The organism is Ruegeria meonggei (assembly GCF_900172215.1).
In the GTDB taxonomy this organism is placed as follows: Bacteria; Pseudomonadota; Alphaproteobacteria; order Rhodobacterales; family Rhodobacteraceae; genus Ruegeria; species Ruegeria meonggei.
The window spans coordinates 111,481-138,370 of sequence record NZ_FWFP01000014.1; the positions used below are offsets into that span (position 1 = coordinate 111,481).

Annotated in this window: 31 protein-coding genes; 17 read left to right on the top strand and 14 right to left on the bottom strand. The window is 56.8% G+C overall.

The annotated features are described in order from the left end of the window. Positions 1 to 913 precede the first annotated feature (913 nt). A complete protein-coding gene (locus RUM8411_RS19885) occupies positions 914 to 1,786 on the top strand; it encodes a DUF3626 domain-containing protein (RefSeq protein WP_200818613.1) in 873 nt (290 codons plus the stop codon). Between the two features lie 120 nt (positions 1,787 to 1,906). On the opposite strand, the gene RUM8411_RS19890 is transcribed toward RUM8411_RS19885, so the two are convergent. Next, positions 1,907 to 2,590, bottom strand: a complete 684-nt coding sequence (locus RUM8411_RS19890) for an ArsR/SmtB family transcription factor (protein ID WP_085824470.1) — start codon at positions 2,588 to 2,590, stop codon at positions 1,907 to 1,909. A gap of 74 nt (positions 2,591 to 2,664) precedes the next feature. Between RUM8411_RS19890 and RUM8411_RS19895 the strand changes: the two genes are divergently transcribed. The 4 genes from RUM8411_RS19895 to recO all read left to right on the top strand — a co-directional run bounded on the left by RUM8411_RS19895 (position 2,665) and on the right by recO (position 4,772). Beyond that, positions 2,665 to 2,988 (top strand): NIPSNAP family protein, encoded by a 324-nt coding sequence (locus RUM8411_RS19895; RefSeq protein WP_085824471.1) that lies wholly within the window; start codon positions 2,665 to 2,667, stop codon positions 2,986 to 2,988. Then, complete coding sequence (locus tag RUM8411_RS19900; protein WP_085824472.1) at positions 2,985 to 3,332, top strand: antibiotic biosynthesis monooxygenase family protein; 348 nt, start codon at positions 2,985 to 2,987, stop codon at positions 3,330 to 3,332. Before RUM8411_RS19895 ends, RUM8411_RS19900 begins: the two co-directional genes overlap by 4 nt. Positions 3,333 to 3,458: 126 nt before the next feature. After that, entirely contained in the window at positions 3,459 to 3,818 is a 360-nt protein-coding gene (locus RUM8411_RS19905; protein WP_085824473.1) for an antibiotic biosynthesis monooxygenase family protein, read from the top strand. A 228-nt stretch (positions 3,819 to 4,046) separates the two neighbouring features. Then, positions 4,047 to 4,772 carry a DNA repair protein RecO gene (recO, locus tag RUM8411_RS19910; RefSeq protein WP_085824474.1) on the top strand — a complete coding sequence of 242 codons (726 nt, stop codon included), beginning with the start codon at positions 4,047 to 4,049 and terminating at the stop codon, positions 4,770 to 4,772. Here the strand turns inward: recO and RUM8411_RS19915 are convergent. The 3 genes from RUM8411_RS19915 to RUM8411_RS19925 form a co-directional block, all read right to left on the bottom strand. Then, positions 4,756 to 5,148 (bottom strand): META domain-containing protein, encoded by a 393-nt coding sequence (locus tag RUM8411_RS19915; RefSeq protein WP_085824475.1) that lies wholly within the window; start codon positions 5,146 to 5,148, stop codon positions 4,756 to 4,758. The genes recO and RUM8411_RS19915 overlap by 17 nt on opposite strands. 49 nt (positions 5,149 to 5,197) lie before the next feature. Then, the gene (locus tag RUM8411_RS19920; RefSeq protein WP_234995301.1) at positions 5,198 to 5,752 is read right to left on the bottom strand and encodes a hypothetical protein; all 555 of its coding nucleotides are present in this window, start codon (positions 5,750 to 5,752) and stop codon (positions 5,198 to 5,200) included. 225 nt (positions 5,753 to 5,977) lie between these two features. Next, the gene (locus RUM8411_RS19925) at positions 5,978 to 7,669 is read right to left on the bottom strand and encodes an acyl-CoA dehydrogenase family protein (RefSeq protein ID WP_085824476.1); all 1,692 of its coding nucleotides are present in this window, start codon (positions 7,667 to 7,669) and stop codon (positions 5,978 to 5,980) included. A gap of 144 nt (positions 7,670 to 7,813) precedes the next feature. Here RUM8411_RS19925 and RUM8411_RS19930 point away from each other — a divergent pair, with 144 nt between their 5' ends. Next, positions 7,814 to 8,578 (top strand): sulfite exporter TauE/SafE family protein, encoded by a 765-nt coding sequence (locus RUM8411_RS19930; RefSeq protein ID WP_085824477.1) that lies wholly within the window; start codon positions 7,814 to 7,816, stop codon positions 8,576 to 8,578. Here RUM8411_RS19930 and RUM8411_RS19935 read toward each other — a convergent pair. The 3 genes from RUM8411_RS19935 to RUM8411_RS19945 all read right to left on the bottom strand — a co-directional run bounded on the left by RUM8411_RS19935 (position 8,575) and on the right by RUM8411_RS19945 (position 11,405). Further along, entirely contained in the window at positions 8,575 to 9,117 is a 543-nt protein-coding gene (locus RUM8411_RS19935) for a hypothetical protein (protein ID WP_234995302.1), read from the bottom strand. The two genes, RUM8411_RS19930 and RUM8411_RS19935, sit on opposite strands and share 4 nt — an antisense overlap. Before the next feature lie 33 nt (positions 9,118 to 9,150). After that, positions 9,151 to 9,441: a hypothetical protein gene (locus RUM8411_RS19940; RefSeq protein WP_085824479.1), complete on the bottom strand. Its 291-nt coding sequence runs from the start codon at positions 9,439 to 9,441 to the stop codon at positions 9,151 to 9,153. Positions 9,442 to 9,806: 365 nt separating this feature from the next. Beyond that, positions 9,807 to 11,405 (bottom strand): phosphoenolpyruvate carboxykinase, encoded by a 1,599-nt coding sequence (locus RUM8411_RS19945; RefSeq protein ID WP_085824502.1) that lies wholly within the window; start codon positions 11,403 to 11,405, stop codon positions 9,807 to 9,809. 347 nt (positions 11,406 to 11,752) lie between these two features. Between RUM8411_RS19945 and RUM8411_RS19950 the strand changes: the two genes are divergently transcribed. The 7 genes from RUM8411_RS19950 to RUM8411_RS19980 are packed head-to-tail and all read left to right on the top strand — an operon-like array spanning position 11,753 to position 17,175. Then, on the top strand, positions 11,753 to 12,457 hold the full coding sequence (locus RUM8411_RS19950; protein WP_085824480.1) for a response regulator transcription factor: 705 nt from the start codon (positions 11,753 to 11,755) through the stop codon (positions 12,455 to 12,457). 32 nt (positions 12,458 to 12,489) lie between these two features. After that, complete coding sequence (locus RUM8411_RS19955; protein WP_085824481.1) at positions 12,490 to 14,208, top strand: sensor histidine kinase; 1,719 nt, start codon at positions 12,490 to 12,492, stop codon at positions 14,206 to 14,208. A 4-nt stretch (positions 14,209 to 14,212) separates the two neighbouring features. Beyond that, entirely contained in the window at positions 14,213 to 14,683 is a 471-nt protein-coding gene (locus RUM8411_RS19960) for an HPr kinase/phosphorylase (RefSeq protein ID WP_085824482.1), read from the top strand. Then, entirely contained in the window at positions 14,680 to 15,561 is an 882-nt protein-coding gene (rapZ, locus tag RUM8411_RS19965) for an RNase adapter RapZ (RefSeq protein ID WP_085824483.1), read from the top strand. Before RUM8411_RS19960 ends, rapZ begins: the two co-directional genes overlap by 4 nt. Further along, on the top strand, positions 15,558 to 15,971 hold the full coding sequence (locus tag RUM8411_RS19970; RefSeq protein WP_085824484.1) for a PTS sugar transporter subunit IIA: 414 nt from the start codon (positions 15,558 to 15,560) through the stop codon (positions 15,969 to 15,971). Before rapZ ends, RUM8411_RS19970 begins: the two co-directional genes overlap by 4 nt. Beyond that, positions 15,968 to 16,237: an HPr family phosphocarrier protein gene (locus RUM8411_RS19975; RefSeq protein WP_085824485.1), complete on the top strand. Its 270-nt coding sequence runs from the start codon at positions 15,968 to 15,970 to the stop codon at positions 16,235 to 16,237. Before RUM8411_RS19970 ends, RUM8411_RS19975 begins: the two co-directional genes overlap by 4 nt. A gap of 38 nt (positions 16,238 to 16,275) precedes the next feature. Next, on the top strand, positions 16,276 to 17,175 hold the full coding sequence (locus RUM8411_RS19980) for a lysophospholipid acyltransferase family protein (RefSeq protein WP_085824486.1): 900 nt from the start codon (positions 16,276 to 16,278) through the stop codon (positions 17,173 to 17,175). 81 nt (positions 17,176 to 17,256) lie between these two features. Here the strand turns inward: RUM8411_RS19980 and RUM8411_RS19985 are convergent, their stop codons facing one another. Then, positions 17,257 to 18,132: a 3-hydroxybutyryl-CoA dehydrogenase gene (locus RUM8411_RS19985; protein WP_085824487.1), complete on the bottom strand. Its 876-nt coding sequence runs from the start codon at positions 18,130 to 18,132 to the stop codon at positions 17,257 to 17,259. A 161-nt stretch (positions 18,133 to 18,293) separates the two neighbouring features. Between RUM8411_RS19985 and RUM8411_RS19990 the strand changes: the two genes are divergently transcribed. Further along, positions 18,294 to 19,115 (top strand): DUF6473 family protein, encoded by an 822-nt coding sequence (locus RUM8411_RS19990; protein WP_234995303.1) that lies wholly within the window; start codon positions 18,294 to 18,296, stop codon positions 19,113 to 19,115. 55 nt (positions 19,116 to 19,170) lie between these two features. Here the strand turns inward: RUM8411_RS19990 and RUM8411_RS19995 are convergent, their stop codons facing one another. The 6 genes from RUM8411_RS19995 to RUM8411_RS20020 form a co-directional block, all read right to left on the bottom strand. Further along, positions 19,171 to 20,100: an electron transfer flavoprotein subunit alpha/FixB family protein gene (locus tag RUM8411_RS19995; RefSeq protein WP_085824488.1), complete on the bottom strand. Its 930-nt coding sequence runs from the start codon at positions 20,098 to 20,100 to the stop codon at positions 19,171 to 19,173. After that, a complete protein-coding gene (locus RUM8411_RS20000) occupies positions 20,100 to 20,858 on the bottom strand; it encodes an electron transfer flavoprotein subunit beta/FixA family protein (protein WP_085824489.1) in 759 nt (252 codons plus the stop codon). The genes RUM8411_RS19995 and RUM8411_RS20000 overlap by 1 nt, the downstream gene beginning before the upstream one ends. Before the next feature lie 183 nt (positions 20,859 to 21,041). Then, positions 21,042 to 21,614: a cob(I)yrinic acid a,c-diamide adenosyltransferase gene (locus RUM8411_RS20005; RefSeq protein ID WP_085824490.1), complete on the bottom strand. Its 573-nt coding sequence runs from the start codon at positions 21,612 to 21,614 to the stop codon at positions 21,042 to 21,044. Then, the gene (locus RUM8411_RS20010) at positions 21,615 to 21,818 is read right to left on the bottom strand and encodes a twin transmembrane helix small protein (protein WP_085824491.1); all 204 of its coding nucleotides are present in this window, start codon (positions 21,816 to 21,818) and stop codon (positions 21,615 to 21,617) included. An 80-nt stretch (positions 21,819 to 21,898) separates the two neighbouring features. Continuing rightward, a complete protein-coding gene (locus tag RUM8411_RS20015) occupies positions 21,899 to 22,726 on the bottom strand; it encodes an SDR family NAD(P)-dependent oxidoreductase (protein ID WP_085824492.1) in 828 nt (275 codons plus the stop codon). Positions 22,727 to 22,795: 69 nt separating this feature from the next. Then, positions 22,796 to 23,407, bottom strand: a complete 612-nt coding sequence (locus tag RUM8411_RS20020) for an SH3 domain-containing protein (protein WP_234995304.1) — start codon at positions 23,405 to 23,407, stop codon at positions 22,796 to 22,798. Between the two features lie 202 nt (positions 23,408 to 23,609). Between RUM8411_RS20020 and RUM8411_RS20025 the strand changes: the two genes are divergently transcribed. From RUM8411_RS20025 to RUM8411_RS20035, 3 genes are all read left to right on the top strand, one after another. After that, positions 23,610 to 25,958 (top strand): DNA topoisomerase IV subunit A, encoded by a 2,349-nt coding sequence (locus RUM8411_RS20025; protein WP_085824493.1) that lies wholly within the window; start codon positions 23,610 to 23,612, stop codon positions 25,956 to 25,958. A 97-nt stretch (positions 25,959 to 26,055) separates the two neighbouring features. Next, positions 26,056 to 26,646 (top strand): hypothetical protein, encoded by a 591-nt coding sequence (locus RUM8411_RS20030; RefSeq protein ID WP_085824494.1) that lies wholly within the window; start codon positions 26,056 to 26,058, stop codon positions 26,644 to 26,646. A gap of 117 nt (positions 26,647 to 26,763) precedes the next feature. Further along, positions 26,764 to 26,890, top strand: a 127-nt coding sequence (locus RUM8411_RS20035) for a GTP-binding protein (protein ID WP_234995247.1), incomplete at its 3' end; no start/stop codon positions are given.

Here is a 26,890-nt window from a genome sequence, read left to right on the forward strand (position 1 = left end):
TTCATGGTGCAGCGAAAATTTAGACGGCAATTCACAAATCGCGGACTAAGCTCGCCTAGGAGCTAGCAATAGTGGAATAACGGATGTATTGGATAACTTGTATTCGTACCACATCTTCATAAGTGAATTTTCGGTGCTAAGAGCTTTAACTCAAATACAATCCTACATTCGGAGTTCCCGGATTTGGAAGCTTGCTACCAAGACGGTTTTACGTTTGGTTATCAGCGGCATCGTAGTCTTTTCGGTTGCGATGGTCTTGATGGTTGTTTCCGCATTGCTCTTTGCCCACGTTCCGGCACTAGGCATTCTCACCTTTGCCCTGTTCGGTGCGCTTATGTTTCTAATCCGCATGCTTGCCAGTGAGGCAAGGCATCGAGAAAGCGGTAGATAAGGGCTCATACCTGCCCAATGCCTGCGCAGCATGGCTTTTGCAAAGGACGGAATCGAACCTGTTATCGATGCGTTAGCCCAAATCTTTGATCTTGTGTTGCTTTGTTCGATGCTCGGCCGTTCACTCTTCAGGAGCCGATGTTTCCACCGCAAGCGGCGAAGGTGTCAGAAGAGCCCGCTTTATCGATGCTGCGCGATGCCCCAACGATGGCAATGCGCAGAAAGTGAACTTTGCAAAACTTTCCGATCTTCACGGCTCAAAGAGGACATTGAACAAGTGTTAAAGACGGCACCGTGGACCAAGAATATTTTGGCGCCGGCTGCACAGTCGTTGTTTCTCAGTCGGATTACCCGAGCCAAGTTTGCTCGACACATCTCGCTTGAGTTGAATTGCTTCGTCCTCATGATAGCGAGACGGCAAAATCCGGTTGCGTTGAGAATCTCAAATTCGAGATCCTATTTATTTCAGGGCAAGGCTGCCGTTCGCAATCTAATTGCACCTTGAGTAACGTGCATAAGATCAATGACCAAATTCAGTGGAAATAGTCGAAACCACATGCTTCCCGAACCGGCTCAAAACGCGATTGATCATGTACGCCTGCGTTCGCACGGCGCGCCGGTCCCACACAGTTTTCGAGTCACGATCAACTTTCATCCGGACGCGCTTCAGGGAACAGGTTGGATGATTGAGGCGCTCGCCAAAGATGGCATCTATTACTCACAGTTCGAAAAAGGGAGCAGCAATGGCGGCTTGACGGCTCATCAAGGAGGAGACCGCTGGATTTGGGAAAGCCGCATGTTTGGCGCCGCGTACGACAATGCAGAGCCAGATCAACGTCCCAAATACGGAGCATTGAACCACCTTAATTGGGCAACTGGGGGCTCGCCGCGTTTTGGCTCCTGTCATCTTCGCATGAGGTTCGAAGTCCTACAGCGTTCAACTTTTTGCTATCCTGACAGCTACTTCGATCCTGTGAATTTCGGTGTGGCAGACCGAATGAATCTTCCTTCACTAGCGGCTGAAAACATCTCAGCTCTAGATGAACTCGATAACTACATCGAAGCTCACGTCCATGGGCCGTTGATTGTTAAGGAGGACGTAGAGGCCGCCGCTTTCGATGCCTGTTACAAGGGAACGGAGATCGAAGTAGTGGCGAAAAGGCTGGGTTGCCCAATCCGGTGGCATTCGGGCTTTAGGATGGACGCAAGCCGGATTTTGGATTGTGCGACTTATCGAGACGAAGAAGCGGCGAGTTTGGCGTATTCTCTTCTTGAAAACGGAGTTTTAACGCCTCGACAAATTGGGCTGGCCCGAAAATACGAAAGAGCCGATGAACAAACGCTAAAACGGGTTTGGCATTGTGTGGCCAAATTTGGTAACCCTAATGGCTTGTGAGAGCAAGAAACCGACGTCTCAATAGAGCTTGGTGCGGTCGTTCGCCGAATTGTAGTGAAAACCGCGCTGCGGACATTGCCCCAGCCCACGCAATGTCTGCTTTGTAGAAACACGAGCGGTTTAGGTCACCGGAAAGAGCTTGTTAAATTTCTCTGCTCCATTCCGCGTGAACGTCACTACCCGCGTTTTCTGATCTCGTTTGGCCCAGGACAGTTCCTCGAAGCGACCGAGAAACGCGCGGCCTAAGCTCCCTGCCAGATGGGACCTGCGCTCACTCCAATCCAGGCATTCTCGACAAACCGGCGCACGTGCCTTGCGTAAGCTTTCGATGTCAATTTCGAAGCCTGTTGCAAAGGCAACACCTGCTTCGGTCAGTTCAAGTTCCTCGCCATCCAGAACCAAATGCCCGCGTTCTACGAGGCTATCAAACATCTGAGTACCCATGTCCCCTGCCAGATGATTGTAGCAAACGCGGGCCAGCCGCAATTCCGCGTCTCTCGGGCCTGTCCGTTTGCGTAAATATCCCGACCCCGCCGCAAGTCCCATCAGGCCCTCCAGGACATGCGCTACTTCGTCGCTCGCGAGTGCGAAATATTTGTGCCGCCCCTGCTTTCGAGGACGCAAAAGCCCACCATCGTCCAGTTTCGAAAGATGCGAGCTGGCGGTCTGGATCGTCACTCCAGCTTCCTCCGCCAGTTCACTGACAGTCAGGGCTTTGCCACTCATCAGCGCGGTTAGCATGTTGGCGCGGGCGGGGTCGCCGATCAAAGCGGCAATATGAGCGATATCTGGACCTTCTTTCATAGTTCGATCTTAGTCGAAGCATTGGCGGAAAGCAATCAGCTAGGATTGGCAAAACACACTGGAAGGAGTCCGTCATGTTGACTTGCGTTATCCGTTACCAAATAGACCCGACCAAGAAGGTCCAGTTCGAAGAGTATTGCCGCAACTGGGGTCAGGCGATCCCGCGCTGTGGCGCTGATCTGATCGGCTACTACGCGCCTCATGAAGGGTCGTCGACGCTCGCTTATGGCATTTACAATGTAGCGAGCCTTGCAGACTACGAGGCCTACCGAGTGCGCTTGGCCACCGATCCTCTCGGGCGGAAAAACTACGAGTTTGCCCAAAAGGAGAAGTTTTTGCTCCGCGAAGATCGTACCTGGCTCAAGCTCGCTTCTTCACCGTACGGAGAGGGCACATGATCGCTGTAATCTTTGAGGTCGAACCGGCAAAGGGTTGCAAGGACGAGTATCTCGACATCGCAGCAGAAATGCGCCCGATGCTCAATGATGTCGAGGGATTCATCTCGGTCGAGCGGTTCCAAAGCCTAACGGATCCGCATAAAATCCTGTCTCTGTCGTTCTTCGAAGATGAAGACGCAGTAGCACGCTGGCGCAACCTCACCGCACATCGAGGCGCGCAAGCGAAAGGGCGCTCCGGGGTCTTTGATAACTACCGCCTGCGGATCGCCAACGTGATCCGGGATTATGGCATGTTTGATCGAGAGCAGGCGCCGGCTGACAGCCAGAAGGTGCACGCGACATGAGTTCGAGACTTTCTTACCAACAAGACAACGAGTTCAGCATCATCAACGCTTCGACCCGCATCGAAACAATAGAGCCGTTTTACTGATAGGTATCACCCGAAGAATCAAACTAGATGGACAACACACATGATTGTTATGGTATTTGAGTTCGACGTTGAAGCGCATGAAATGGACGACTACATGCAAACGTCAACGGAGTTGCGCGAACACCTGAATGGTATTGAAGGCTTCATTTCAATCGAACGTTTTGAAAGCTCAGCCAAACCCGGCAGATTTGTCGCCATCGGCTACTTCGAGGACGAAGATGCTGTAACCAAATGGCGAAATCTTCCTGCGCATCGTCGCGCGCAAGCGCTTGGCCGGTCCCGCTTCTTTAACAGCTACCGTTTGGTGATGGCTGACGTTACCCGAGACTACACCCACGACCTAAGACGAGAGTCCGCCCCAGATGACAGCAACAAAGCACATCGAGGCCAAGTATCCTGAAAGCCAAAAATGCAAAGTCTTGTAACGAATGTCCGGATTGGGCTGCACTGCAGCCATTGCCGCCAATAAGACGAATGCCCGTTCTGTCCGCAGAGCATCCTTTAGTCCACACCATTGAACTTGTCCTTTAGTATAGCTCTTGAAACCTAACATCCTTAACGCTTGCAGAATTCGGCTCATCACGGTCTTGTGCCCTCATACTGACGCAATCACGAACAGGACCCGCACTTGGACTGGCGCGATCACGGCATTCTTCTGACTTCTCGCCGCCATGGCGAGACATCGGCGATCATCGAGGTCTTCACCGAAGGCCACGGGCGACATGCCGGAGTTGTACGCGGTGGAACCAGCCGCAAGATTGCGCCGATCCTGCAGCCCGGTGCACAGCTGGACGTGCTTTGGCGGGCGCGGCTTGAGGAACATCTCGGTAGCTTTCAGGTCGAACCTCTCAGGTCGCGCGCAGCGGCAGCGTTTTCGGGGCGGCTGGCGCTGGCCGGGTTGAACGCCAGCGTGGCGCTTTTGTCCTTTTGCCTGCCCGAGAGGGAACCACATCCGGCGATCTATAAGCAGACCGAACAGTTGATGGACCTGCTGGGGCAGGATGAGATCTGGCCGCTGGCCTATCTGCGCTGGGAACTGGCACTGCTCGAGGAATTGGGCTTTGGCCTTGATCTATCGGCCTGTGCCGTGACCGGTGCGACGGACGGGCTGATCTATGTTTCACCCAAAACCGGTCGGGCAGTCAGCACCCAAGGGGCAGGGGAATGGGCGGACAAGCTGTTGCCTCTGCCGCCCTGCCTGCGTGGCGAAGGCGCTGCGCCCGATACCGAGATTGCAGACGGCCTGCAGACCACCGGCTATTTTCTGGAACACCGTTTGGCCCCATCTCTGGGCCATACCCCGCTGCCCGAGGCACGGGCGCGATTTGTGGATCAGGTCATTCGGCGGCTTTGAACATCATCTCGTGCCCGTCCTCATTGCGCAGGATCAGTACGTCACCTGAGACTTCGGACTGGGTCATCGCCATCAAGGCAGCAAAATAGAACCCTTCATCCTCGAGCCCGGCGCAGGCGGCGCGGGTGGAAATCAGGTCCTGCACCTCGAACCACGGGTAGGGCGCGCTGAGGGTGCCGTTATAGCTGTTGCAGGGGGCGTTGCCGGTGATCTTGCCTTCTTCAGGAAAGCGCAGCAGGGCGCTGGCCTCGAACGGGCGTCCATCAATTTCCTGCAGCACCCATGTTTGATCTGCAGCGCCGTAGGCGGCAACGGTTTCACCCCTGTCGCACTGGAAGAGGGCCATCAGGGGCAGCATCAGTATCAAGCGGATCATAAGGGGTCTTAGCCTATCGCGTGTGTCAAAGGAACGGGTTGCTGTGCCCTCAATAGGGCAGCGCACCGCTGAGCAGTTGTTCGCGCACTTCCGAACGGGGACGCCAGTTGTATCGCGTGTCCTCGCGGACCGGTGCCCAGAACAGGGCGCCGCTGTTGCGCCAGGGGTCGAGGATGAGGCCGTCATACATCGAATCTTCCTTGGCACTGATCAAAGCCGAGTGGTGGATGATACGGAATGGTGTCGGCGGAGATGTGGCCCAATGCATGTCCAGCGTACGAAAATTTTCCTGCCGCAAGCGCCCGGTCATCGCCTGAGCCCAGTCGTTGCACAGCCCCTTTTCACGGAACCCGTTGATGATCTTGGCGTTGTGGATGATGGCGGGATCGGTGACGTCCCAATCCAATGCCAGCTGCTGCGAGTAGGTGTAAGCGATAGTGGCGGCCTGCCGCGCTTCGACCGGGTCGACATTTGGCCCGAGGTTTTGGATCGCCTGTGCCAGATTGGTGATGTCGTTCTGGCTGGCAGTCGGTTGCGTGGTCGCGCAGCCAGCCAAAGCGATTGCAGCGAAACTCGCCCATAGTGCAAATATCAATCGGATCATGTCGTGTTCAGCAATTCCGGGCTGTGGGCGTTCCGATGGTTGCTGTATCGGGGTTCTGGCGGAAATCAAAGGGGGAAGATTTGGTGCTGGCTGGTCAGGACTGATCCCGTGCTGTTTGAGTAAATCGGCTTCGGCTTGTACAGGGGATCCTGGAAACCACCTGTGAAAGAAAAAGACCCGGCACAAAGGCCGGGTCAGTTGGGGAAACAGGAGTGCCGAAAAGGGTCACCCGAGCAAACGTCGTGCGATGACCTGTGCCTGAATTTCGGCGGCTCCCTCAAAAATATTTAGAATGCGTGCGTCGCATAGAACGCGACTGATCTTGTATTCCAGTGCAAAGCCGTTGCCGCCGTGGATTTGCAGGCCGTTATCGGCAGCAGCCCAGGCCACGCGGGCACCCAGCAGCTTGGCCATCCCGGCCTCAAGATCGCAGCGATGACCGTTGTCTTTTTCCCAAGCCGAGAAATAGGTCAGCTGTCGTGCGATCATGATCTCGACCGCCATCATCGCCAGCTTGCCGGACACGCGGGGGAAGTTGATCAGCGACTTGCCGAACTGTTTGCGGTCCTGCGCATATTGCATGGCGATGTCCAGCGCGCTTTGGGCCACACCGATGGCGCGGGCCGCGGTCTGAATACGGGCGGATTCGAAGGTTTCCATGAGCTGTTTGAAACCCTTGCCTTCTTCGCCACCCAAAAGGTTCTCACCCTTGACTTTGAAGCCATCAAAGCCCAGCTCGTATTCCTTCATGCCGCGGTAACCCAGCACTTCAATCTCACCGCCAGTCATGCCGGGGGTGGGGAAGGGGTTCTCGTCCGTTCCAGGTGTTTTTTCCGCCAGGAACATCGACAGGCCGCGGTGATCGGTACTGTCGGGGTTGGTGCGGGCTAGCAGCGTCATCACATGGGTCCGCGCCGCGTGGGTGATCCAGGTTTTATTGCCGGTGATCTGGTAATCGCCATTCTCATCCTTGACGGCGCGGGCGCGCAGACTGCCAAGGTCCGAACCTGTGTTGGGTTCAGTGAATACGGCGGTCGGCAAAATCTCGGCGCTGGCGATTTTAGGCAGCCAATTGGCTTTTTGCTCGTCTGTGCCGCCTGCGATGATCAGCTCGGCCGCAATTTCGGACCGGGTACCCAATGAGCCAACGCCGATATAGCCGCGCGACAGCTCTTCCGAGACCACACACATAGAGGCTTTGGACAGGCCAAATCCGCCGAACTCTTCGGGGATGGTCAGACCGAAAACACCCATTTCGGCCAGTTCCTCAATGATTTCCATCGGGATCAGCTCGTCTTTGAGGTGCCAATCGTGGGCGTTGGGTTCGACTTTTTCCTGCGCATAGCGGCGGAACTGGTCGCGGATCATCTCAAGTTCTTCGTCCAAACCGGAAGCGCCAAACATTGTAGCACCGGCCTGATCTTCCATCAGCTGAACAAGACGCGTACGGGCGGCCTGAGAGTTGGCCTGCGCCATTAGTGTCTGCACTTCTGCGCATTGAAAACCGGACAGGGCGTCCCAGCCCAATCCCATATCCTGAAGGCGCAGAACCTCACCCTGGTTCATCGGGATGCCGCCCGCGACCTGATGCAGGTATTCACCAAAGGCGATCTGGAGCAGCAACTGTTCGATCTCACCGAACTTTCCGTCTGCCTCCAAGGCTTCGGCCCAGCGTTGCATTTGTTGCAGTGACTGATTGTACGTCGCCAGCCAGGCCAGGCCATGAGCCGCCGTTTGGTTGACTTCGATCAGCGCACCGGACACCCGGCCATCCGCCGAGACCAGAGCCCGAACCGACTCGCGCGCGCGTTCGAACACTGTTTCAACGGCAGGCACGGCTGCGCGTGTCAGAGTCAGCAGCTCGGGCAAAATCGCGGATGTGTTCATCTGGGTCATATCCTGTCCGTCATGGGCCATGAATCAGGTCTCTCCTTGGGTCGTCTGGTCATATCATGCTGCACGTGCAGCGCAACAAAAATACGAATTACGTTGCGAAAAAGTTCGAAAATTGCTTTGCAAATTTTGCAGTGCAGCGCCCGTCAGGAGTGATATCAGGAGGTCATGACGTTTTTCCCGATGTTGACACCACAGGACTTGTTGCTGGCTTTGGCTGTCGCTGTTTTGGCCGGATGGGTCAAGGGCATGGTGGGGTTTGCCATGCCTATGGTTCTGGTGTCCGGGCTGAGTATGTTTCTACCGCCTGACGTGGCCCTCGCCGGATTGATCCTGCCTACGCTGGTTACCAATGGCGTTCAGGCGTTGCGCGAAGGTGTGTCAGCGGCTGTGTCGTCGATCCGCAAGTTTCGCATCTTCCTGCTTGTTGGGTTGGTATTCCTTCTGGCCGGGGCTCAGCTCGTCAGCCTTGTGCCAGCTCGCACCTTTTTGTTGATGATCGGCGCTCCGGTTACATTCTTTGCGTTGATTCAAATCCTGGGTGTCCGCCTGACCCTTAACAAACCCTCGGTACGTATTGAGGTCGGAATTGGTGCGATCGCCGGGTTCGTGGGTGGCATGTCAGGCGTTTGGGGGCCGCCGACGGTGGCCTATTTGACAGCGTTAAACACGCCCAAGGCCGAACAAATGCGCGTTCAGGGGGTGATTTATGGGCTGGGTGCGTTTGCGCTGCTGCTGGCGCATCTGGGATCGGGTGTCTTGCGGGCTGAGACTGCGCCTTTATCGGCCGTTTTGATCGCGCCCGCGCTGGCTGGAATGTGGATTGGTATGCAACTGCAGTCTCGCATCGATCAGGTGTTGTTTCGAAAGGTAACGCTGATTGTGCTGCTGGTCGCGGGGGTGAATTTGCTGCGACGTGCGGTGTTTGGCTAGCTCCGGCTGTCTATTAGGCGGAGTGTGAAATACAACCCGAGCATCAGGAAAAACAGACCCGAGATATCGCCTATCAGAAAAGCGACATATTCCGCGCGAGCACTGCCAAACGCCATGTTGGTCAGGCCGGACACAAGGAATGAGGTGATGATCCCCACCCCCATGACACAGGACCAGCAGGGATTTCGGTCTGCCCGTGGAAACAAATCCCAGCCAACCCATTTGAACAGGTAAAATACAGCGGGAACGGTTGTGACGGCAATCGCGATGGCCAACAATCGGCTTGGCAGGAAGACGTCGGCACCACCGAGAAATGCAAATACCAGGAAAACTCCTGGCAACAACGCAAAGATCGACCGCCATCCTAGCAGCCAGGCCGACAAAACCCGCACGCCGTGTGGCAGAAACAGCAGGCTTGCCCTGCTGGGGTATTCAGGAAAGAACACGTTCTGTAGCGGCATCAGAACCTCGAACGTGAGGAACGATGCAACCACATAGGCCATAGAGGCATAGAACGTGTCAGAGGCCCACCTGCGCACGGGTTTCAGCAACCACAGCGCAGGTTAGGGGCGTCATCTGGGGGCATGTACGATATACCGTCCCCGATTGGCCATGCCGCTTTGCGACAGGTAACCCTTTTGCACCAACGATTTAAGTGCCCGGAAAAATGTCGGACGCGAAACGCTTTGGACAAGGGTGTGTTCGATCAAGCCAAATGTGCGCACTTCCTGGTCCGCTTTGGACAATTCCTCGGCTGCATAATAGATGTCGCGTTCAACCGGAGAGAGTTGCTCCAGCCCAAGTGTCCGCTCCATGCTCTGCATCAATTTGCGCAGTTCGGTCAGTTTTGAGATTTCGGTCATATTCTACCCATCGTTTTTCGTGCCGTGTGCCGCCTTTGCGCGACAATTAGTGACATGCTGGTTTGAGTGTTTTAGCATATCTCAACTTGACACTTATCCCCTTTGGAATACACTAGTTATCTGATTAGGTTGCTCAATTTGCTGATGTGAAGGTCTGCTCGAGCTGCCCCTAGGTCTTTTTCTTTCGGTTCGGTGCAGAAATGCGCCGGACCTATTTTCCTTATGACGTCATGAAATACCTCACGCAGGGCGTTCGGGCAACGAATTTGTATGCGCTTACATCACAATGCAACTTAAAGAAGATTACTTTTAAGCATGTGACCCAAAAACTGGGGGGCGCGCATGCACCCCCCCCCGTAATTTTGTCAGCCAATGGCGACGGCTTTGATGTCTTCGTCGATGAACGGCAGATACTGTTCAAAGTTTTCGGCGAACATCTGCACCAGTTTCTCGGCCTGTTTGTCGAACGCTGCCTGATCATCCCAAGTGCGTCGCGGGTCCAGCAGCACTTCGGCCACTCCGGGTACTGACACAGGCACGTCAAAGCCAAAATTGGCATCCTTACGGAATTCGGCATCGCGCAGCGAACCTTCCAGGGCGGCGGTCAGCAGGGCGCGGGTGGCCCGGATCGGCATCCGGCTTCCAACGCCATAGGCGCCGCCGGTCCAGCCGGTGTTAACCAGCCAGCAGGTCGCGCCGTGCTGGGCGATTTTGTCGCGCAGCAGGTTGCCGTATTCTTCGGGACGGCGCGGCATGAACGGCGCACCAAAGCAGGTTGAGAAAGTCGGCTGCGGTTCGGTCACGCCACGCTCGGTCCCGGCCACTTTCGAGGTAAAGCCCGACAGGAAGTGGTACATCGCCTGCGCCGGCGTCAGCCGCGCGATCGGAGGCAGCACACCAAAGGCATCACAGGTCAGCATGATGATATTCTTGGGATGCCCGCCCAACGCGCTTTTGGACGCGTTCGAAATATACTCCAGCGGATAAGCACAGCGCATATTCGCGGTCAGCGAGTCATCTTCGAAATCCAGCTCTTTGGTTTCGGGATCGAACACCATGTTTTCGATTACCGTGCCGAATTTGGTGGTGGTCGCGTAGATTTCCGGCTCGGCCTCGGCGTTCAGGTTGATTGTCTTGGCGTAACAGCCGCCCTCAAAGTTGAAGGTGCCGCGATCCGACCAGCCATGTTCATCATCACCGATCAAAGTGCGGGCTGGGTCGGCGGACAATGTGGTCTTGCCGGTGCCGGACAGGCCAAAGAACACTGCGGTGTCGACCGGATTGCCAACCGCGTGGTTGGCCGAGCAATGCATCGGCATCACGCCTTTTTCCGGCAGCATGTAGTTCAACAGGGTAAAGACGGACTTTTTGTTCTCGCCCGCATATTCGGTGCCGCCAATCAGGATCAGCTTGCGATCAAAGTTCATCGCAATCACGGTCTCGCTGCGGCAACCGTGCTTGGCCGGGTCGGCCTGAAAGCTGGGGCAGTTGATGACGGTGAAATCTGATGTGAACTCGTCCAGGTCTTCGCGATCCGGGCGGCGCAGCAGGTGGCGGATGAACAGGTTGTGCCAGGCCAGCTCGGTAACCATGCGCACTTTGATCGAATAGGCCGGGTCGGCCCCGCCAACCAGGTCCTGCACGAAATAGTCGCGGCCCTTCATATGCGCCAGCATATCGTCATAAAGGGCATCGAACCCCTCAGAGGTCATCGCGGCGTTGTTTTCCCACCAGATGCTGTCTTTGACGGTGTCGGTCTTGACGACGTGCTTGTCCTTGGGGGACCGGCCGGTGAACTTGCCGGTGGTGACCAGAAAGGCTCCGCCATTGCCAAGCGTGCCTTCACCCCGCTTGAGGGCTTCTTCGATCAGCGCCGGTTCCATGAAGTTGTAATAGACATTGCCCAGACCCTCGATGCCCTGATCCTCGAGGCGGAATTGCGGGTTAACCCGTCCAGATGTCATGTGTGTCTTCTCCTGTGGCGGCGCTGCGGTGGTTGGGTCGCGTGCGCTCTTGGGGCAGTATGCCGGGAAAAACCCGGCGGCTGGGCGGGTCTTACCATGGTCATTTGGGGCATGAACAGGACGGTTTGGCGCAGTTAGCGCAACCAAGTCCAGGTTTAGCGCCATCACGAATTTCCTGTCGGAAATCCGGGCAGTAATTTGCGGGCGGCAAGGCATTTTTGCCGCATAGCTGCCGCAAGAAAGGCATGATTCGCAGTTACGGATTGATTCGGCGCATCAAAAACGCCAACAATGACTTACAAAAAAGCGCATTATTGCGCAGGTGAGCAGGAATAGGGGTGAACCCGATGTCAAAGATTGCACTGGTGGATGACGATAGAAACATTCTGACGTCCGTGTCCATGACGCTCGAAGCTGAAGGTTTCGAGGTTGAAACGTATAACGATGGTCAGGCGGCACTGGACGCTTTCAACAAGAAGCTGCCCGACATGGCCGTTCTGGATATAAAGATGCCTCGGATGGATGGCATGGACCTGCTGCAACGGTTGCGACAAAAAACCCAGATGCCAGTGATCTTTCTGACGTCCAAGGACGATGAGATTGACGAAGTTCTGGGGCTGCGGATGGGCGCGGATGACTATGTTAAAAAGCCTTTCTCGCAACGTTTGCTGGTTGAACGCATTCGCGCGCTTCTGCGCCGGCAAGAGGCAACCACGGGTGACGTGACCAACGCCACAACCGGCGACACCAAAGTGATGGAGCGGGGCGAGCTGCGGATGGATCCATTGCGCCACGCAGTCAGCTGGAAAGGGTCGGATGTCTCTTTGACTGTGACCGAGTTTCTGTTGCTGCAGGCCCTGGCGCAGCGTCCGGGTTTTGTCAAAAGCCGGGATCAACTGATGGACGTCGCATATGACGACCAAGTCTATGTGGACGACCGGACCATCGATAGCCATATCAAGCGTCTGCGCAAAAAGATGCGCGCCGCAGATCATGAGTTTTCGGCTATCGAAACGTTGTATGGTATCGGATACAGGTACAACGAAGAATAAGCGTGGCCGCTTTAAAGAGGTAACCGGGTCTCGTGCGCGATACGGAACAAGCCAGCGAATTGCGGGACGGTGATGTCGTTCTGGGGGATGATTGGGTCATCCCGCAGGATTCTGATTCTGCCGAGCTGCGTGCATCGCGCCGCCGTCGCAATCTGTTTTCCTTGCGTGGATCGCCCCTTGCCCGAAAGATCATAACCTTCAACCTGATTGCTTTGGTTATCCTTGTTACCGGGTTGTTGTATCTCGACTCTTCCCGGGAAGAGCAGGTGCAGCAGACCGCGCGCAACCTGATCGGCGACGCGCAACTTGTCAGCAACGTGTTCGAGGCACAGCTGCGTCAGAACGCGTCCGGCCCGCCTCAGGATGCTTCGGTTCTGGACGTCAAAGACACGCTTGCAGGCCTCAGCCTTCCTGTCGGGGGCGAGGTTTTTGTCTATGACGCAGGCGGGACGCTTATTGGCTGGACGCGGGGCGCACCTGCTTCAGCACAGATGCCGGTATTACTCAGATCCAAGGCCGAGGTTCAGACCGGCAGTACATTGATCAGCGATGCGCTGAACGCGGTCTGGACGGGTTTGTCCAGGATCTTTACTCGATCTGCCCCGGATGAGGCCCCAACCCTTGCACAACGTGTGCAAGAGATTATTCCGAAGGCTCTGATGGGTCAGATGCAGGTTCAGGCCGTTAAGGATGATGTCGGCCAGACTGTTATCGTGGCCGCCGCACCGATTCTGCAGGCGGATCTTCCCGTGGGTGCCGTGGCGATGGCCGGGCCTGCGGGCCAAATCGATGCACTGGCGCGGCAAGAACAAGAGCGGATTCTGCAGATGTTCGTCGTAGCCCTGTTGGTGTCGATCGGCCTGAGCCTTGTTCTGGCCTCGACCATCGCGAACCCCTTGGCTGATCTGGCCGCCGCCGCCGAGATGGGCAAGGATCGGGGCGCGGGTGTCAATCCGGGCCGGATACGTATCCCCGACCTCAGCGCGCGTCCGGATGAAATCGGGCGTCTCAGCCGCGCTTTGCGCGGGATGGTAACCGCGCTCTACAATCGCATCGACGCCAACGAACAGTTTGCCGCTGATGTGGCCCATGAGATCAAGAACCCGCTGGCCAGCCTGCAATCCGCCGTCGGCACCTTGCGTATGGTCAAGCGCGATGATCAGCGGAACAAGCTTTTGGGTGTGATCGAGCATGATGTGCGGCGACTGGACCGTCTGGTCAGCGATATCTCGAACGCGTCCCGTCTGGACGCGGAACTGGTCAAGGAAGAAGAACAGCCCTTTGATCTGCTGAAATTGCTGGGCAATCTTGGTGAATACCTGGGCGAGGAGGCCCGGACCAAGGGGATTGACTATATTACCGATCTGCCATCCAAAAGCATCGTCGTGAACGGGCTCGAGGCCCGTCTTGCGCAGGTTTTCGTCAACCTGATTACCAATGCGATTTCCTTCTGCGAGGAAAGCGATGCGATCCGTGTCTGGGTGCGCCGCCGGGAAAATCGGGTTCTGATCGTGGTCGAAGACACCGGCCCTGGCATCCCCGAACAGGCGTTGACCAAGGTGTTCACGCGATTCTATTCCGAACGGCCGGCCGAGCATTTCGGCAACAATTCGGGTCTCGGGCTGGCCATTTCCAAACAGATCGTCGAAGCCCATGGCGGCGTAATCTGGGCCGAGAACATCCGCCCGACCGAAGCGGACATCACATCGGATCCACTGGGCGCACGCTTTGTCGTGGGGTTGCCAGTGTAAGCGCATGAGTGGCCAGACGCTCTTAGACTTTCAGGATAAAGACCACGCCATCGTTCACGCCACCTGCGTCGCTGTAGGTGGGTGCGGCGCCCTGATCGTTGGGCGTTCTGGCGTTGGCAAATCGGGTCTTGCGCTGCAGATGATCGCGGCAGGGGCCATTTTGGTGGCTGATGACCGGGTGGAGTTGCGCATGGTCGATGGGCAGGTATTGGCGGATGCCCCCGAAAGTATCCGCGGATTGATCGAAGCCCGCGGCATCGGCTTGGTACGCGCACAGCCAGCGGGGGCGACGGAAGTAACCTATGTTGTGGATCTGGACCAAACGGAACAGGCGCGACTGCCCGATCCCGTCACGATCCAACTCCTGAGGCAAACTGTTCCCTTGCTTCGGGCGGCGGCTATCCCCAACTTGCCAGCAGCACTTTTGCAATTGTTGAAAATGGGGCGCGTGGACCCGGATTGGCTCGGCACATGACAACACAACGGCGCATTGTTCTGGTGACCGGACCCTCGGGGGCCGGGCGATCAACGGCGATCCGTGTTCTTGAAGATCTGGGGTTTGAAGCCATCGACAACCTGCCGATGGGCCTGTTGCTGCGCCTACTTGATGGGCCGCAAAGCGATCAGCCGATGGCGTTGGGCATTGATGCGCGCAACCGGGATTTCTCGACAATCGGGTTCATTGAACTGGCGGTCAAGCTCAGGCGCATGGAGAATGTCGACCTGACAACACTTTACCTCGATTGCAGTGATGAAGTTCTTGTACGCCGTTTCTCGGAAACCCGCAGGCGTCACCCGGTTGCTGCCGAAGCAGGCCCAGAAACCGGCGTGCGGCAGGAAAAGGAACTGCTGGCCCCCATCCGAGAGATCGCCGACACTTTGATCGACACCTCTACTTTGAACGTCCATCAGTTGCGGGAAGAGGTCGACCGCTGGTTTGCGCCCAAGGACGGGAGACATCTGGCGGTCTCTATCGAATCCTTTTCCTATAAGCGCGGCCTTCCGCGCGGTTTGGATATGGTTTTTGACTGCAGGTTTCTGGCCAACCCGTACTGGCGACCGGACCTGAGGGCAGAAGACGGTCGAAACCCGGACGTGGCGCGCTATGTTCAGGCCGACATGAACTATGCGCCGTTTTTTGACCGCGTTGTTGATCTGCTGAAACTGCTGCTGCCGGCCTTTCGGGCCGAAGGCAAAGCGCACCTGTCCGTGGCCTTTGGCTGCACCGGAGGGCAACACAGATCTGTGGCCATTGCAGAAGCGGTTGCAAAGGCTCTTGCAGAAGAGGTGCAGCAAGTGGCAGTTAGGCATCGCGAAATGGAACGTCGATCGTTGAATGTGAGGTCGGATTGATCGGGATCGTACTCGTAGCACATGGCGGGCTGGCCAGAGAATATCTGGCCGCGATGCAGCATGTGGTTGGAAAGCAACCCGGCCTGGCCGCGATCTCGATCGAGGCCGACCATGACCGCACGCAAAAGCAAGGCGAGATCTGCGCGGCTGCCGACAGTGTCGATGTTGGCGACGGCGTAGTTGTTGTTACGGATTTGTTCGGAGGCAGCCCATCGAATCTGAGCTTGCGGGCTTGCGCACCGCAGGATCGGCGTATCCTTTACGGAGCGAATCTGCCTATGTTGATCAAACTGGCCAAATCCCGCCACCTTCCTATTGGCGATGCCGTAAGGCAGGCGATGGAGGCTGGACGCAAATACATCAATGCGCAAAATGTGACATTGGAAGAAGACCGGACAGAAACAGAATGACCCTCCGAAGCTTGAAAATCGTTAATGAAAAAGGCCTGCACGCCCGGGCCTCGGCAAAACTGGTCGAGGTGGTCGAGGGCTTTGACGCACAGGCCGAGGTGTCCAGGGACGGTCTTTCTGCCGCGGGTGACAGCATCATGGGCCTTTTGATGTTGGCAGCATCACGCGGAACGACTATTGACGTCGAGACGTCCGGACCTGATGCTGAGGCGTTGGCCGATGCTGTGGAAACCCTGGTGAATGACAAATTCGGGGAAGGGTTCTGACGACGTCAGCCGCGATAGAAAAACGGGAAGATCAGGAATTGGCGGAAACGACGCACGAGACCAAGACAAGCCCGGTGGTAGATGGGACCGAGGATCAGGGTGAAATCTACGACCGTAGAACCCTGACCTACGCAAACTCCTTCGACGATGTCTGGACTTCCACGGCCATCCGCGCCATCGAATGGTGCACGGGCAAACTGACCATTCTGCGCATGGTGAACAAGTTCGAGAAACAGAACGAGTATTATCGTGGCCAGAGGTTCTGGGGCGGTGCGCTCAAGGTGATGGGCATCGATCTGACCACGCCAGCAGAACAGATCGCGCGCATTCCAAAAACAGGTGCTGTGGTTGTAGTAGCCAACCACCCACATGGCATGGTCGACGGCATGATCCTGGCCGAGCTGATCGGACAGGTGCGCAGTGATTACCGCATTCTCACCCGTTCGGTTCTGACAGGGCTGGATGAGGCCGCGACCTCCTTCATGATCCCTGTTCCGTTTCAGCATGACCCCGAAGCGCAGATGAAAATGCTGGAGATGCGAGGCAAAGCGATGGACCACCTCAAGGAAGGTGGGGTCGTGGCCTTGTTCCCGTCGGGCGTTGTGATGTCGTCGGATGACTGGTTCGGCCCGGCGCAGGAACGGGAATGGAACGTATTCACCGCCAAAATGATCCGCCGCTCTGGCGCTCAGGTGGTGCCTATTTTCTTCCCAGGCCGCAACTCGCGCGCTTATCAGATCGCCAACAGGGTATCGGCTATCCTGCGGCAGGGTCTCTTGCTGCACGAGATTGTCCGGTCCTGCAACAAGCCGCAATCCCCGGTGATTGGCGCACCGATTTCGGATGAGGACATGCAACTTCTGGAACGCGACCCGCGCGGCTTTATGGCCTGGCTCAGAAAGTACACGCTGGCCTTGGGTCAATCGCTCAAACCCTGATCCGATTCTTCATCTGGCAATAAATATCCCGGGGGTGAGCCCGAATAAAATCCGGGCGAGGGGACTGGCCCCCCGACGACCCTACCGGGTCGGAACCGGGGCCTCGCCTCTGTAATCATAGAAACCACGCTCGGTCTTGCGTCCAAGCCATCCGGCTTCAACATATTTGGTCAACAGCGGGCAGGGGCGATATTTGGTATCTGCCAGACCTTCATGCAATACGTTCATGATCGCAAGACAGGTGTCCAAACCGATAAAATCGGCCAGCTCCAGCGGCCCCATAGGGTGGTTTGCCCCCAGCTTCATAGACTGGTCGATGGACTGCACATTCCCGACCCCTTCATACAGGGTGTAAACGGCCTCATTGATCATCGGCATCAGGATACGGTTCACGATGAAGGCAGGGAAATCCTCGGCGCTGGCGGCGGTTTTTCCGAGCCGGTCCACGACTGTCTTGCAGGCACTGAACGTCTCTTCATCCGTAGCAATACCGCGGATTAGTTCCACCAGTTGCATCACCGGTACCGGGTTCATGAAATGAAACCCCATGAAACGTTCGGGGCGGTCCGTGCGGCTGGCCAGACGTGTGATCGAGATGGACGACGTGTTCGATGTAAGAATCGTATGCGGCAGCAAATGTGGTTGCAGATCCTCAAAAATCGCCTGTTTGATTGCCTCACGTTCGGTGGCAGCTTCGATGACCAGATCGGTTTGGCCCAGCTGCGGCAGGTCCATCGTGGTCTTGATCCGCGACAACGCTGCCTGCATCGCCTCGTCGGTGATCTTCCCGCGCGAGGCCTGGCGCGCCAGGTTACCCTCGATCGTCGCCACGGCGCTGTTCAGGGCATCCTGATTTACGTCGTTTATCAGAACGTCATACTCGGCCAGGGCCAGGACGTGGGCAATACCATTGCCCATCTGGCCTGCGCCAATCACTCCGACTGATTTTACATCCATCTTCAGGTGCCTCTGTGTCACGGGTTAGGGCGACAGTATCGGCAGATCGGTGCGGGCGGCAAGAGGATCAAGCCCTTCGAATTTGCTTCAAATGCGCACATTAGGAGATTCTCAAGACTTGCGGCTGCAAGATGGCACCGGGTGAAAAATGGGTGAGTGTTATGAGCTATCATCAAACAGGCTCGGGGGGACCCGAGGATGCCGTATGCCAATACGCCGGATCACGTCTCTGGTTTCGTGGGCCGGAACGGTCGCTGGACACGCCTTACATGGCATGTGTCGGCGCGGATGAAACCTTTGGGCGGTTTGTCGACCGTCCCTTTGCAGCGATTCTAGAGGAAAAGCTGGACAGGCGGTGCCTGAATTTGGGCAGTCTGTTTTGCGGGCTTGATACGCTGTGCGGGGATACGGGTCTGTTCAAGCTCATAACCGAGGCTGAGCTGTGTATTCTGCAGGCGCCAAGCGTTCTGGGGCAGACGAATCACTTCTACCGTGTCCATTCCCGGCGCAATGACCGGGTACTGGCGCCGACACAGGATTTGATTGCGCTCTACCCCGAAGTCGATTTTGCGGATGTTCATTACGTGTGCCATCTGATGTCCCTATTGCAGGACCAACACGACGCCCGGTTTGAAATCGTGGCAGAAGAGCTGCGCCGAAACTGGGTGCTCAAAATCCGCGATCTATTGGGAAAGCTGAAAACACCTGTCCTTCTGCTGAACCTTCAGGTTCTACGCCATCAGGACAGTGCCCTTCAGGGCGGAAAAATGGTGGTTTCAATCACCGATCAGATGCTTGAACAGGTGCGATCGGTCAGCGCGGGTTATGCGCAGGTTTCGGCATTTGTTTCGGGCCATTCGGATGAGCTGGAGGACATGCTGTTCGGAACCCTTCAGCAGCCGATGGCCGAACACATGATCGGCCCGGCGGCGCATAAATCCGTCGCCGAGGCGCTGATTGCACCGGTCCGGAACCTGAACTGAAAAAGGCCCGCCGATTGGCGGGCCTTCTGCAATCTTGAAAGTTCTGTTCCGAAAATCAGCCGAGTTTCTCGGTCAGTTCCGGTACGGCCTGGAACAGGTCGGCGACCAGACCGAAATCGGCAACCTGGAAGATCGGCGCTTCTTCGTCTTTGTTGATCGCAACAATGACTTTCGAGTCTTTCATACCCGCCAAGTGCTGGATCGCACCCGAGATGCCGACAGCGACATACAGGTCCGGGGCAACAACCTTACCGGTCTGACCCACCTGCCAGTCGTTCGGGGCATAGCCCGAGTCAACAGCCGCGCGCGATGCGCCAACGGCGGCGCCCAGCTTGTCGGCCAGACCTTCGATCAGTTTGAAGTCTTCTTCCGAGCCGACACCACGGCCGCCCGAGACAACAACGCCAGCCGAAGTCAGTTCCGGACGATCGCTCTCGGCGACCTTGTCCTCGACCCATTCAGACAGGCCAGGGTTGTCGCCAACCGCGATGGTCTCAACTGCTGCCGAGCCACCTTCGCCGGCCGCATCAAAGCTGGCGGTCCGGATGGTGATGACTTTTTTAGCGTCGTTCGATTTCACGGTCTGGATTGCGTTACCCGCGTAGATCGGGCGCTCGAAAGTCGACCCATCAACCACACCGGACGCATCCGAAACGATCATTACATCCAACAGCGCGGCAACACGCGGCATGACGTTTTTGGCGTCGGTGGTGGCGGGTGCCACGATGTGTTCGTAGCTGTCAGACAGCCCCACGATCAGTGCTGCGGTCGATTCCGCCAGGCGGTGACCCAGCGACGCGTCTTCGGCAACCAGAACCTTGGAAACGCCGTCGATCTTGGCAGCGGCCTCACCCGCCGCAGCGGCAGAACCGCCTGCGGCCAGAACGGTCACATCGCCCAGCGCCTTTGCGGCGTTGACGGCCTTGGCGGTGGCGTCCATCGCCAGCTCACCATTGTTGACTTCGGCAAGAAGAAGTACAGCCATTACACAGCCCCCGCTTCTTTGAGTTTCGTGACCAGCTCATCCACTGAGCCGACGATGATACCTGCGGCGCGCGCTGCGGGCTCTTCGGTTTTGACGACTTCCAGACGCGGTGAGACGTCGACGCCGTAATCGGCGGCGGTCTTCTCATCCAGAGGCTTTTTCTTCGCCTTCATGATGTTGGGCAGCGACGCATAACGCGGCTCGTTCAGACGCAGATCAACGGTAACGATGGTTGGCATCTTGACGCTGATGGTCTGCAGGCCGCCGTCCACCTCACGGGTGATCTTGGCGTTGTCGCCTTCGATGTCGACCTCAGAGGCAAAAGTGCCCTGCGACCAGCCAAGCAGAGCTGACAGCATCTGACCGGTGGCGTTCATGTCGTTGTCGATGGCTTGTTTACCAGCCAGAACCAGACCGGGCTGCTCTTCCTCGACCACTTTGGCCAGGATTTTGGCAACGGCCAGAGGCTCAATGTCCTGATGCACGTCATCAGCGGCAATGACCAGAATTGCGCGGTCCGCGCCCATGGCCAGCGCAGTGCGCAGCGTTTCCTGCGATTGCTTGACGCCAATTGAAACCGCGATGACCTCATCGGCCTTGCCCGCTTCTTTCAGGCGGATGGCTTCTTCCACCGCAATCTCGTCGAATGGATTCATCGACATTTTGACATTGGCGAGATCGACACCGCTACCGTCCGCTTTCACGCGAACCTTCACATTGTAGTCAATCACGCGTTTGACAGGCACGAGTACCTTCATTTTGCGCTTGCTCCTCACAAAAACGGTGAGCCGCGACGCGACTCCACCAATGCTCTCGGACGCCTGAATAGCGTCTCAGTTCACGCGGTAACAGGGCAAAATCGTCACGTCATGGGTTTGGGACGTCGCGTTTTGTGTTTTTTGACGCAACGGCCAGTAATTTTATTGCTTTGCTGGCGGCTTTTAACGGTTCGCGCCCGGAACCCACAGGACATCCTTGGTGCCGTTTTCATTGGCGCAGCGGGCGGCAACAAAAAACCAGTCGCTCAGGCGATTGAGGTATTTTACCGCCACTTCGTTCACCGGCTCCATATTGGTCAGCTCAACGGCAAGTCTCTCGGCCCGACGCGACACGGTTCGGCAGACATGTAGATTGGCCGCCAGACGCGAACCGCCAGGCAGAATGAAACTGCGCAGCGGCTCAAGCGTTTCGTTCATTGCGTCGATCTCGGCCTCGAGCCGGTCAATCTGAGCAGGGACAATGCGCAGCGGAGGGTAATCGGCCTCGGTGTCCTTTTCCATGTCGGGGCGGCAAAAATCCGCACCCAGATCGAACAGGTCGTTCTGAATACGCGACAGCGCGGCTTCGACTTCACTGTCAGCCTCGGTGCGGGCAACGCCGACAAATGCGTTCAACTCATCCACTGTGCCATAGGCTGCCACGCGGCCCGCGTATTTGGCGACGCGTTCGCCATTGCCCAACGCAGTTTTTCCGTCATCGCCTGTGCGCGTGTAAATCTTGTTGAGAACGACCATTTACTGACCTCCTTGTCCGCGCAGATAGACGTAGAGCACGATCAGCACCACGGCAATGAATTGGAATAGGATGCGCAACTGCATCATCTTGTTGCTTTTCAAAGCAGCGCTTTTCCCGCTTTTGCCGAAATTGGCGATGCCAATCGCCAGCACAACAACAACCGCTGCCATGGCCAACAGGAGAACGACCATCAAAAGGTCCATGAGTACACCGTCCGGGTTTCTTGTTTCGTTGGCCTATCATCTAACGTCGGAGGCGTGAAAAGCGAACGGGAATTTTTGCCTCAGACGTCTGACAGGATGCGGTCGATGGTGCGGGTGGGCAGGATGCGGCGCAGGTATCCAGCAATATAGGTTGGCGTCGTCACATAGTACCGGGCACGGGGTCGTTTCGATTCAACCGCATGGGCCAGCTTGTCGGTCACCGCCGAGGCGGGCAGTTCGAACCGGTCGGGTCCCGAGGATTCGTATAATCTTTTCAACAAGGATGCTTCATACCGGTCACGCAGGGCCGAACCTTGCCAGTTGATAAAGCGTTCGAACACCGGGATCGAATTCTCGCGGATTTTCGAGGTGATCGGACCAGGTTCAATCAGAACCACCTTGATATCGGTATCGGCCAGTTCTAGCCGCAGCGTATCGGTCAACCCTTCGACCGCGTATTTTGTTGCGACGTAAGCACCGCGCCACGGGTAAGCGACCAAACCCAGAACCGACGAATTCTGAACGATTCGCCCATGCCCCTGGGTCCTCATGACCGGAATCACCTGTCGGGTTAGTTCATGCCAGCCGAAAAAATTGGTCTCGAAGATATGGCGCAGACCGTCCGTTGGTAAATCTTCGACTGCGCCGGGCAGGCCATGTGCGCCATTGTTGAACAAAGCATCCAGCGTGCCTTGGGTGGCCTCCAAAACCTCGGCCAGTCCTGCGGCGATGCTGTCGGCGTCGGTGTAGTCGATGCGCGGGCTTTCAAACCCCTGCGCGCGCAGCCGGTCGCAGTCCCGTTGCTGACGGCAGGACGCAAACACCCGCCACCCGCGAGCACGCATTCCATGCGCCGCATCAAGACCGATCCCGGATGAGCAGCCGGTGATGAGAATAGTTTTCTGCATGATCTTCCTGAAGTTGAACCTGAACTAAAGCTATTGTGAGGTTCGGGTCAGGACAATGACAGCAGAACGTCAGTTTGATGTTTTTCGAACAAGAGACCCTGAAATCCATCCAACCTGTTGCTGGGGCAACACGCGCAGGCGCAACCAGCCGGTTCCAGAGTCGCTTAGAACTTCGACCTTCTGACCAATGGTTGCCTTGCCGACTATAGGATAGATCGTGCCGGGGCCGTCGCGCATGTTCACACGCGTGCCCGAGATCTCGCGAATGTCTTTCACGGGTTCCGGAACCGTAGGAGTTTCTGCGATGTCTTCCTGTACGTCTTCGGTAACCTGCTGCAATCCGGCCACACCATCCTCTAGCGAGGCGAGCGTGATGCTGGCGCCTTGATCATCAAAAACCGAAAAGCCTGAGAAGGACCCGAGATCGGCGGTTTCGGCCACGATCTCAGCGATGTCTTCGCTGGCGGGCGCCGGTTGAGCGCGGACCTGAGGCGCACGTGCGGCCACTTGGGTCACAAGTTCTTCAACGCGTGCCGGTGCGACAGGTGACGGTTTTGGAACGGAAGCAATACGTTCGGGTTGGTCGCTGCGCAGGCCGCGGGGTTCGAATTCCGCGCCTCCGCTAATTACATAAAAGCACCAACCTAGCGCTGCGAAAGTAATAACAATAAGGCGCGTCATGGCGCATCCCCCGGGTCAATCGTAAGAAACAAGAAATAGGCAGCAGTCTAATCCAGTCAGCCTAGCATATTTGGTGACCCGAGTCGAAAAACGGGGGAAATCGGGGGGTTGTCTCCCCCTGTTGCAAAAAGCGCGACTTGTCCCCAGCAAAATATGCGCTGCTTGCTTTACCCGCGCGCACTTGCGGCGTATCACATCATATATGAACGATACGATCGACGACCCCAATATGGAGGCCCCTGACAACGGGGGCGAGATAGCCGAGCCGCTGCGCCGCGCAATCGGTGAACGCTATCTGACCTATGCGCTGTCCACCATCATGCACCGGGCTTTGCCTGACGCGCGCGATGGCCTGAAGCCGGTACACCGGCGAATCCTCTATGCCATGCGCGAGCTGCGACTCAGTGCCAGCGGCGGTTTCAGAAAATCGGCCAAAATCTCGGGCGACGTGATGGGTAACTATCACCCACATGGTGATGCCGCGATCTATGATGCGATGGCGCGTCTGGCGCAGGACTTCAACGTCCGCTACCCGCTGGTCGACGGACAAGGGAATTTCGGCAATATCGACGGCGATAACCCGGCGGCCTCGCGATACACCGAGGCACGGATGACCATTGTCGCCGAGTCGCTGTTAGAAGGTCTGAACGAAGACGCCGTTGATTTCCGCGATAACTATGACGGCACGCTGACCGAGCCTGTTGTGCTGCCCGCGCAGTTCCCGAATCTGCTGGCCAATGGCTCCAGCGGGATTGCGGTGGGTATGGCCACCAACATCCCCCCGCACAACATTGCGGAACTGTGCGATGCCTGCCTGCATCTGATCAAAGTGCCCGATGCCCGCGACGACACCTTGCTGAATTACGTGCCCGGGCCTGATTTCCCGACCGGCGGCGTGATTGTCGAGCCACCCGAGAATATTGCGCAGGCCTATCGCACCGGGCGCGGGTCGTTCCGCCTGCGCTGTAGGTATGAGGTTGAGGATTTGGGCCGCGGCCAGTGGCAGATCGTGGTCACCGAGATTCCTTATCAAGTTCAGAAATCCAAGCTGATCGAAAAGATCGCCGAGGTGATCCAGACCAAGAAAATCCCGATCCTCGGTGATGTGCGCGACGAATCCGCCGATGACATCCGCCTGATCCTGGAGCCGCGCTCTAAGAACGTGGATCCTGAGGTGCTTATGGGCATGCTCTATCGCAACTCGGATCTTGAGGTTCGGTTCAGCCTGAACATGAACGTTCTGATTGACGGGGTGACACCCAAGGTCTGCTCGATGAAGGAAGTGCTGCGGGCCTTCCTTGATCACCGGCAAGAGGTTCTGCTGCGCCGCTCAAAGCATCGGCTTGCCAAGATCGACCACCGGCTGGAAGTACTTGAAGGCTTTATTGTTGCCTTCCTGAACCTCGACCGGGTGATCGACATCATTCGCTACGACGACGACCCCAAGGCTGCGTTAATGCGCGAGGATTGGGGCATCGACCACGTCCGCGCCACCAACGAGGCGGATTACGTATCGCCCAAGCCGGGTGAGGGTGAGTTGTCCGAGGTGCAGGTCGATGCGATCCTCAACATGCGCCTGCGCAGCCTGCGCCGTCTGGAAGAGATGGAGCTGGTTCGCGAGCGTGATGCCCTGATGGAAGAGCGCGCCAACCTCGAAGATCTGCTGGCCGACCCAGACCTGCAATGGGCCAAAATCGCTGAACAGCTGAAGGAAACCAAAAAGACATTCGGCAAGGACTACGAAGGCGGCGCTCGTCGCACCCAGTTTGCTTTGGCTGGTGAGGTCGAAGAGGTCCCGCTTGAGGCGATGATCGACCGTGAGCCGATCACTGTTGTCTGTTCTCAGATGGGCTGGATCCGCGCCATGACCGGCCATATCGATCTGACCCGTGAGTTGAAGTTCAAGGATGGCGATGGCGCCCGTTTCATCTTTCACGCTGAAACGACCGACCGTCTGCTGGTGTTTGCCTCTAACGGGCGGTTCTACACCGTCAGTGCCGCGAGCCTGCCCGGCGGGCGCGGTATGGGTGAACCTCTGCGCCTGATGGTGGATCTGCCGAACGAGGCGCAGATCATCGACATCCTGATCCACAAGCCGGGGCGCAAGCTGCTGGTGGCCTCTGGGTCAGGCAACGGGTTTGTGGTGCCCGAGGATGACGTGCTGGCCCAGACCCGCAACGGCAAACAAGTGCTGAACGTAAAAGCACCGGAAACTGCGATGATCTGCAAACCCATTGACGGGGACCACGTGGCTGTTGTGTCCCAGAACGGGAAGTTCCTGGTCTTCCCGACCGAGGAACTGCCCGAGATGACTCGCGGCAAAGGGGTGCGTCTACAAAAGTACAATATGGCGCGGGGTCGTCAGGGCACGTTGGAGTTGGATGGCGGGCTATCCGATCTGACAACGTTCAACTGGGAAGAAGGTTTAAAATGGTCGATGGGTGGCGACAAAACCCGGCATGAGGCTGACTTGTCACAATGGCTGGCCAAACGTGCCAGCGTTGGGAAAAAGTCACCTTATGGCTTTCCGCGCGACTATAAATTTTCGTGATCACCCGCCCGGGCGAGTGGTTTTATGCCGATACGGCTTGGCACAGGCTGTATCGGTGCGCTAGATCAAAGAAAAACGGGCTTATCGAGGTGAATTCATGCTGCGCATTCTGACACTGATTACCGGGTTGGCCCTGTTGGGTGCCTGCACCCAGACGCAGGTTTTTGAAGAGCCAGAAAGCCTGGGCGAATTCAAGTTGCGGGTAAACTATGCCTTTGCTGGCAAGGCAGTGAAAGGGCCGGTGTCGCGGGATGCAACGCCTGACGAATGGACTGCGGCCATTCAAAACGCAGTCGACATCAGAATGGGCCGCTATCAGGGCGCGCAGGAATACGATGTAGGCATCAGCCTCGAAGGTTACATGCTGGCGCCTCCGGGAATTCCGGTTATCTACAACCCGAAAAGTACGGCCATCGTGCTGGTGAATGTGTATGACGTGAACAAGAAGGAATTTCTGGCTAAGGGTAAGAAATTCCAGGTTCTGGAAGATACGACAGGCGGCAGCGCCTTCAAAGGGTCCGGGCACGAACGAACCAAAGAAGAGCAGATGAGCGGTCTTGCCCTGAAAGTTGCCGACCGGGTCGAGGAATGGCTAGCCGAAGAGCACAAAGAAAATGGTTGGTTCGACAAGCGGCCGAACCTGATCCAACCGCTTGATTCAGCCGTGGTTCCACAAAATCCGGCATGATATCCCCGTTTCCCTCAGGATGTGCTTGATTTTCCCCTTTGAACCCAATATCTCGCGCGCGCAGATGTAACTTACGGGACCAAGGGTCCCCCAAATCGCAAAAGGGCGCCTGAGGATATGGCAAAGGAAAAGTTTGAGCGTAACAAGCCGCACGTGAACATTGGCACGATTGGCCACGTTGACCACGGCAAGACGACGCTGACCGCAGCGATCACCAAGTATTTTGGTGACTTCCAAGCGTATG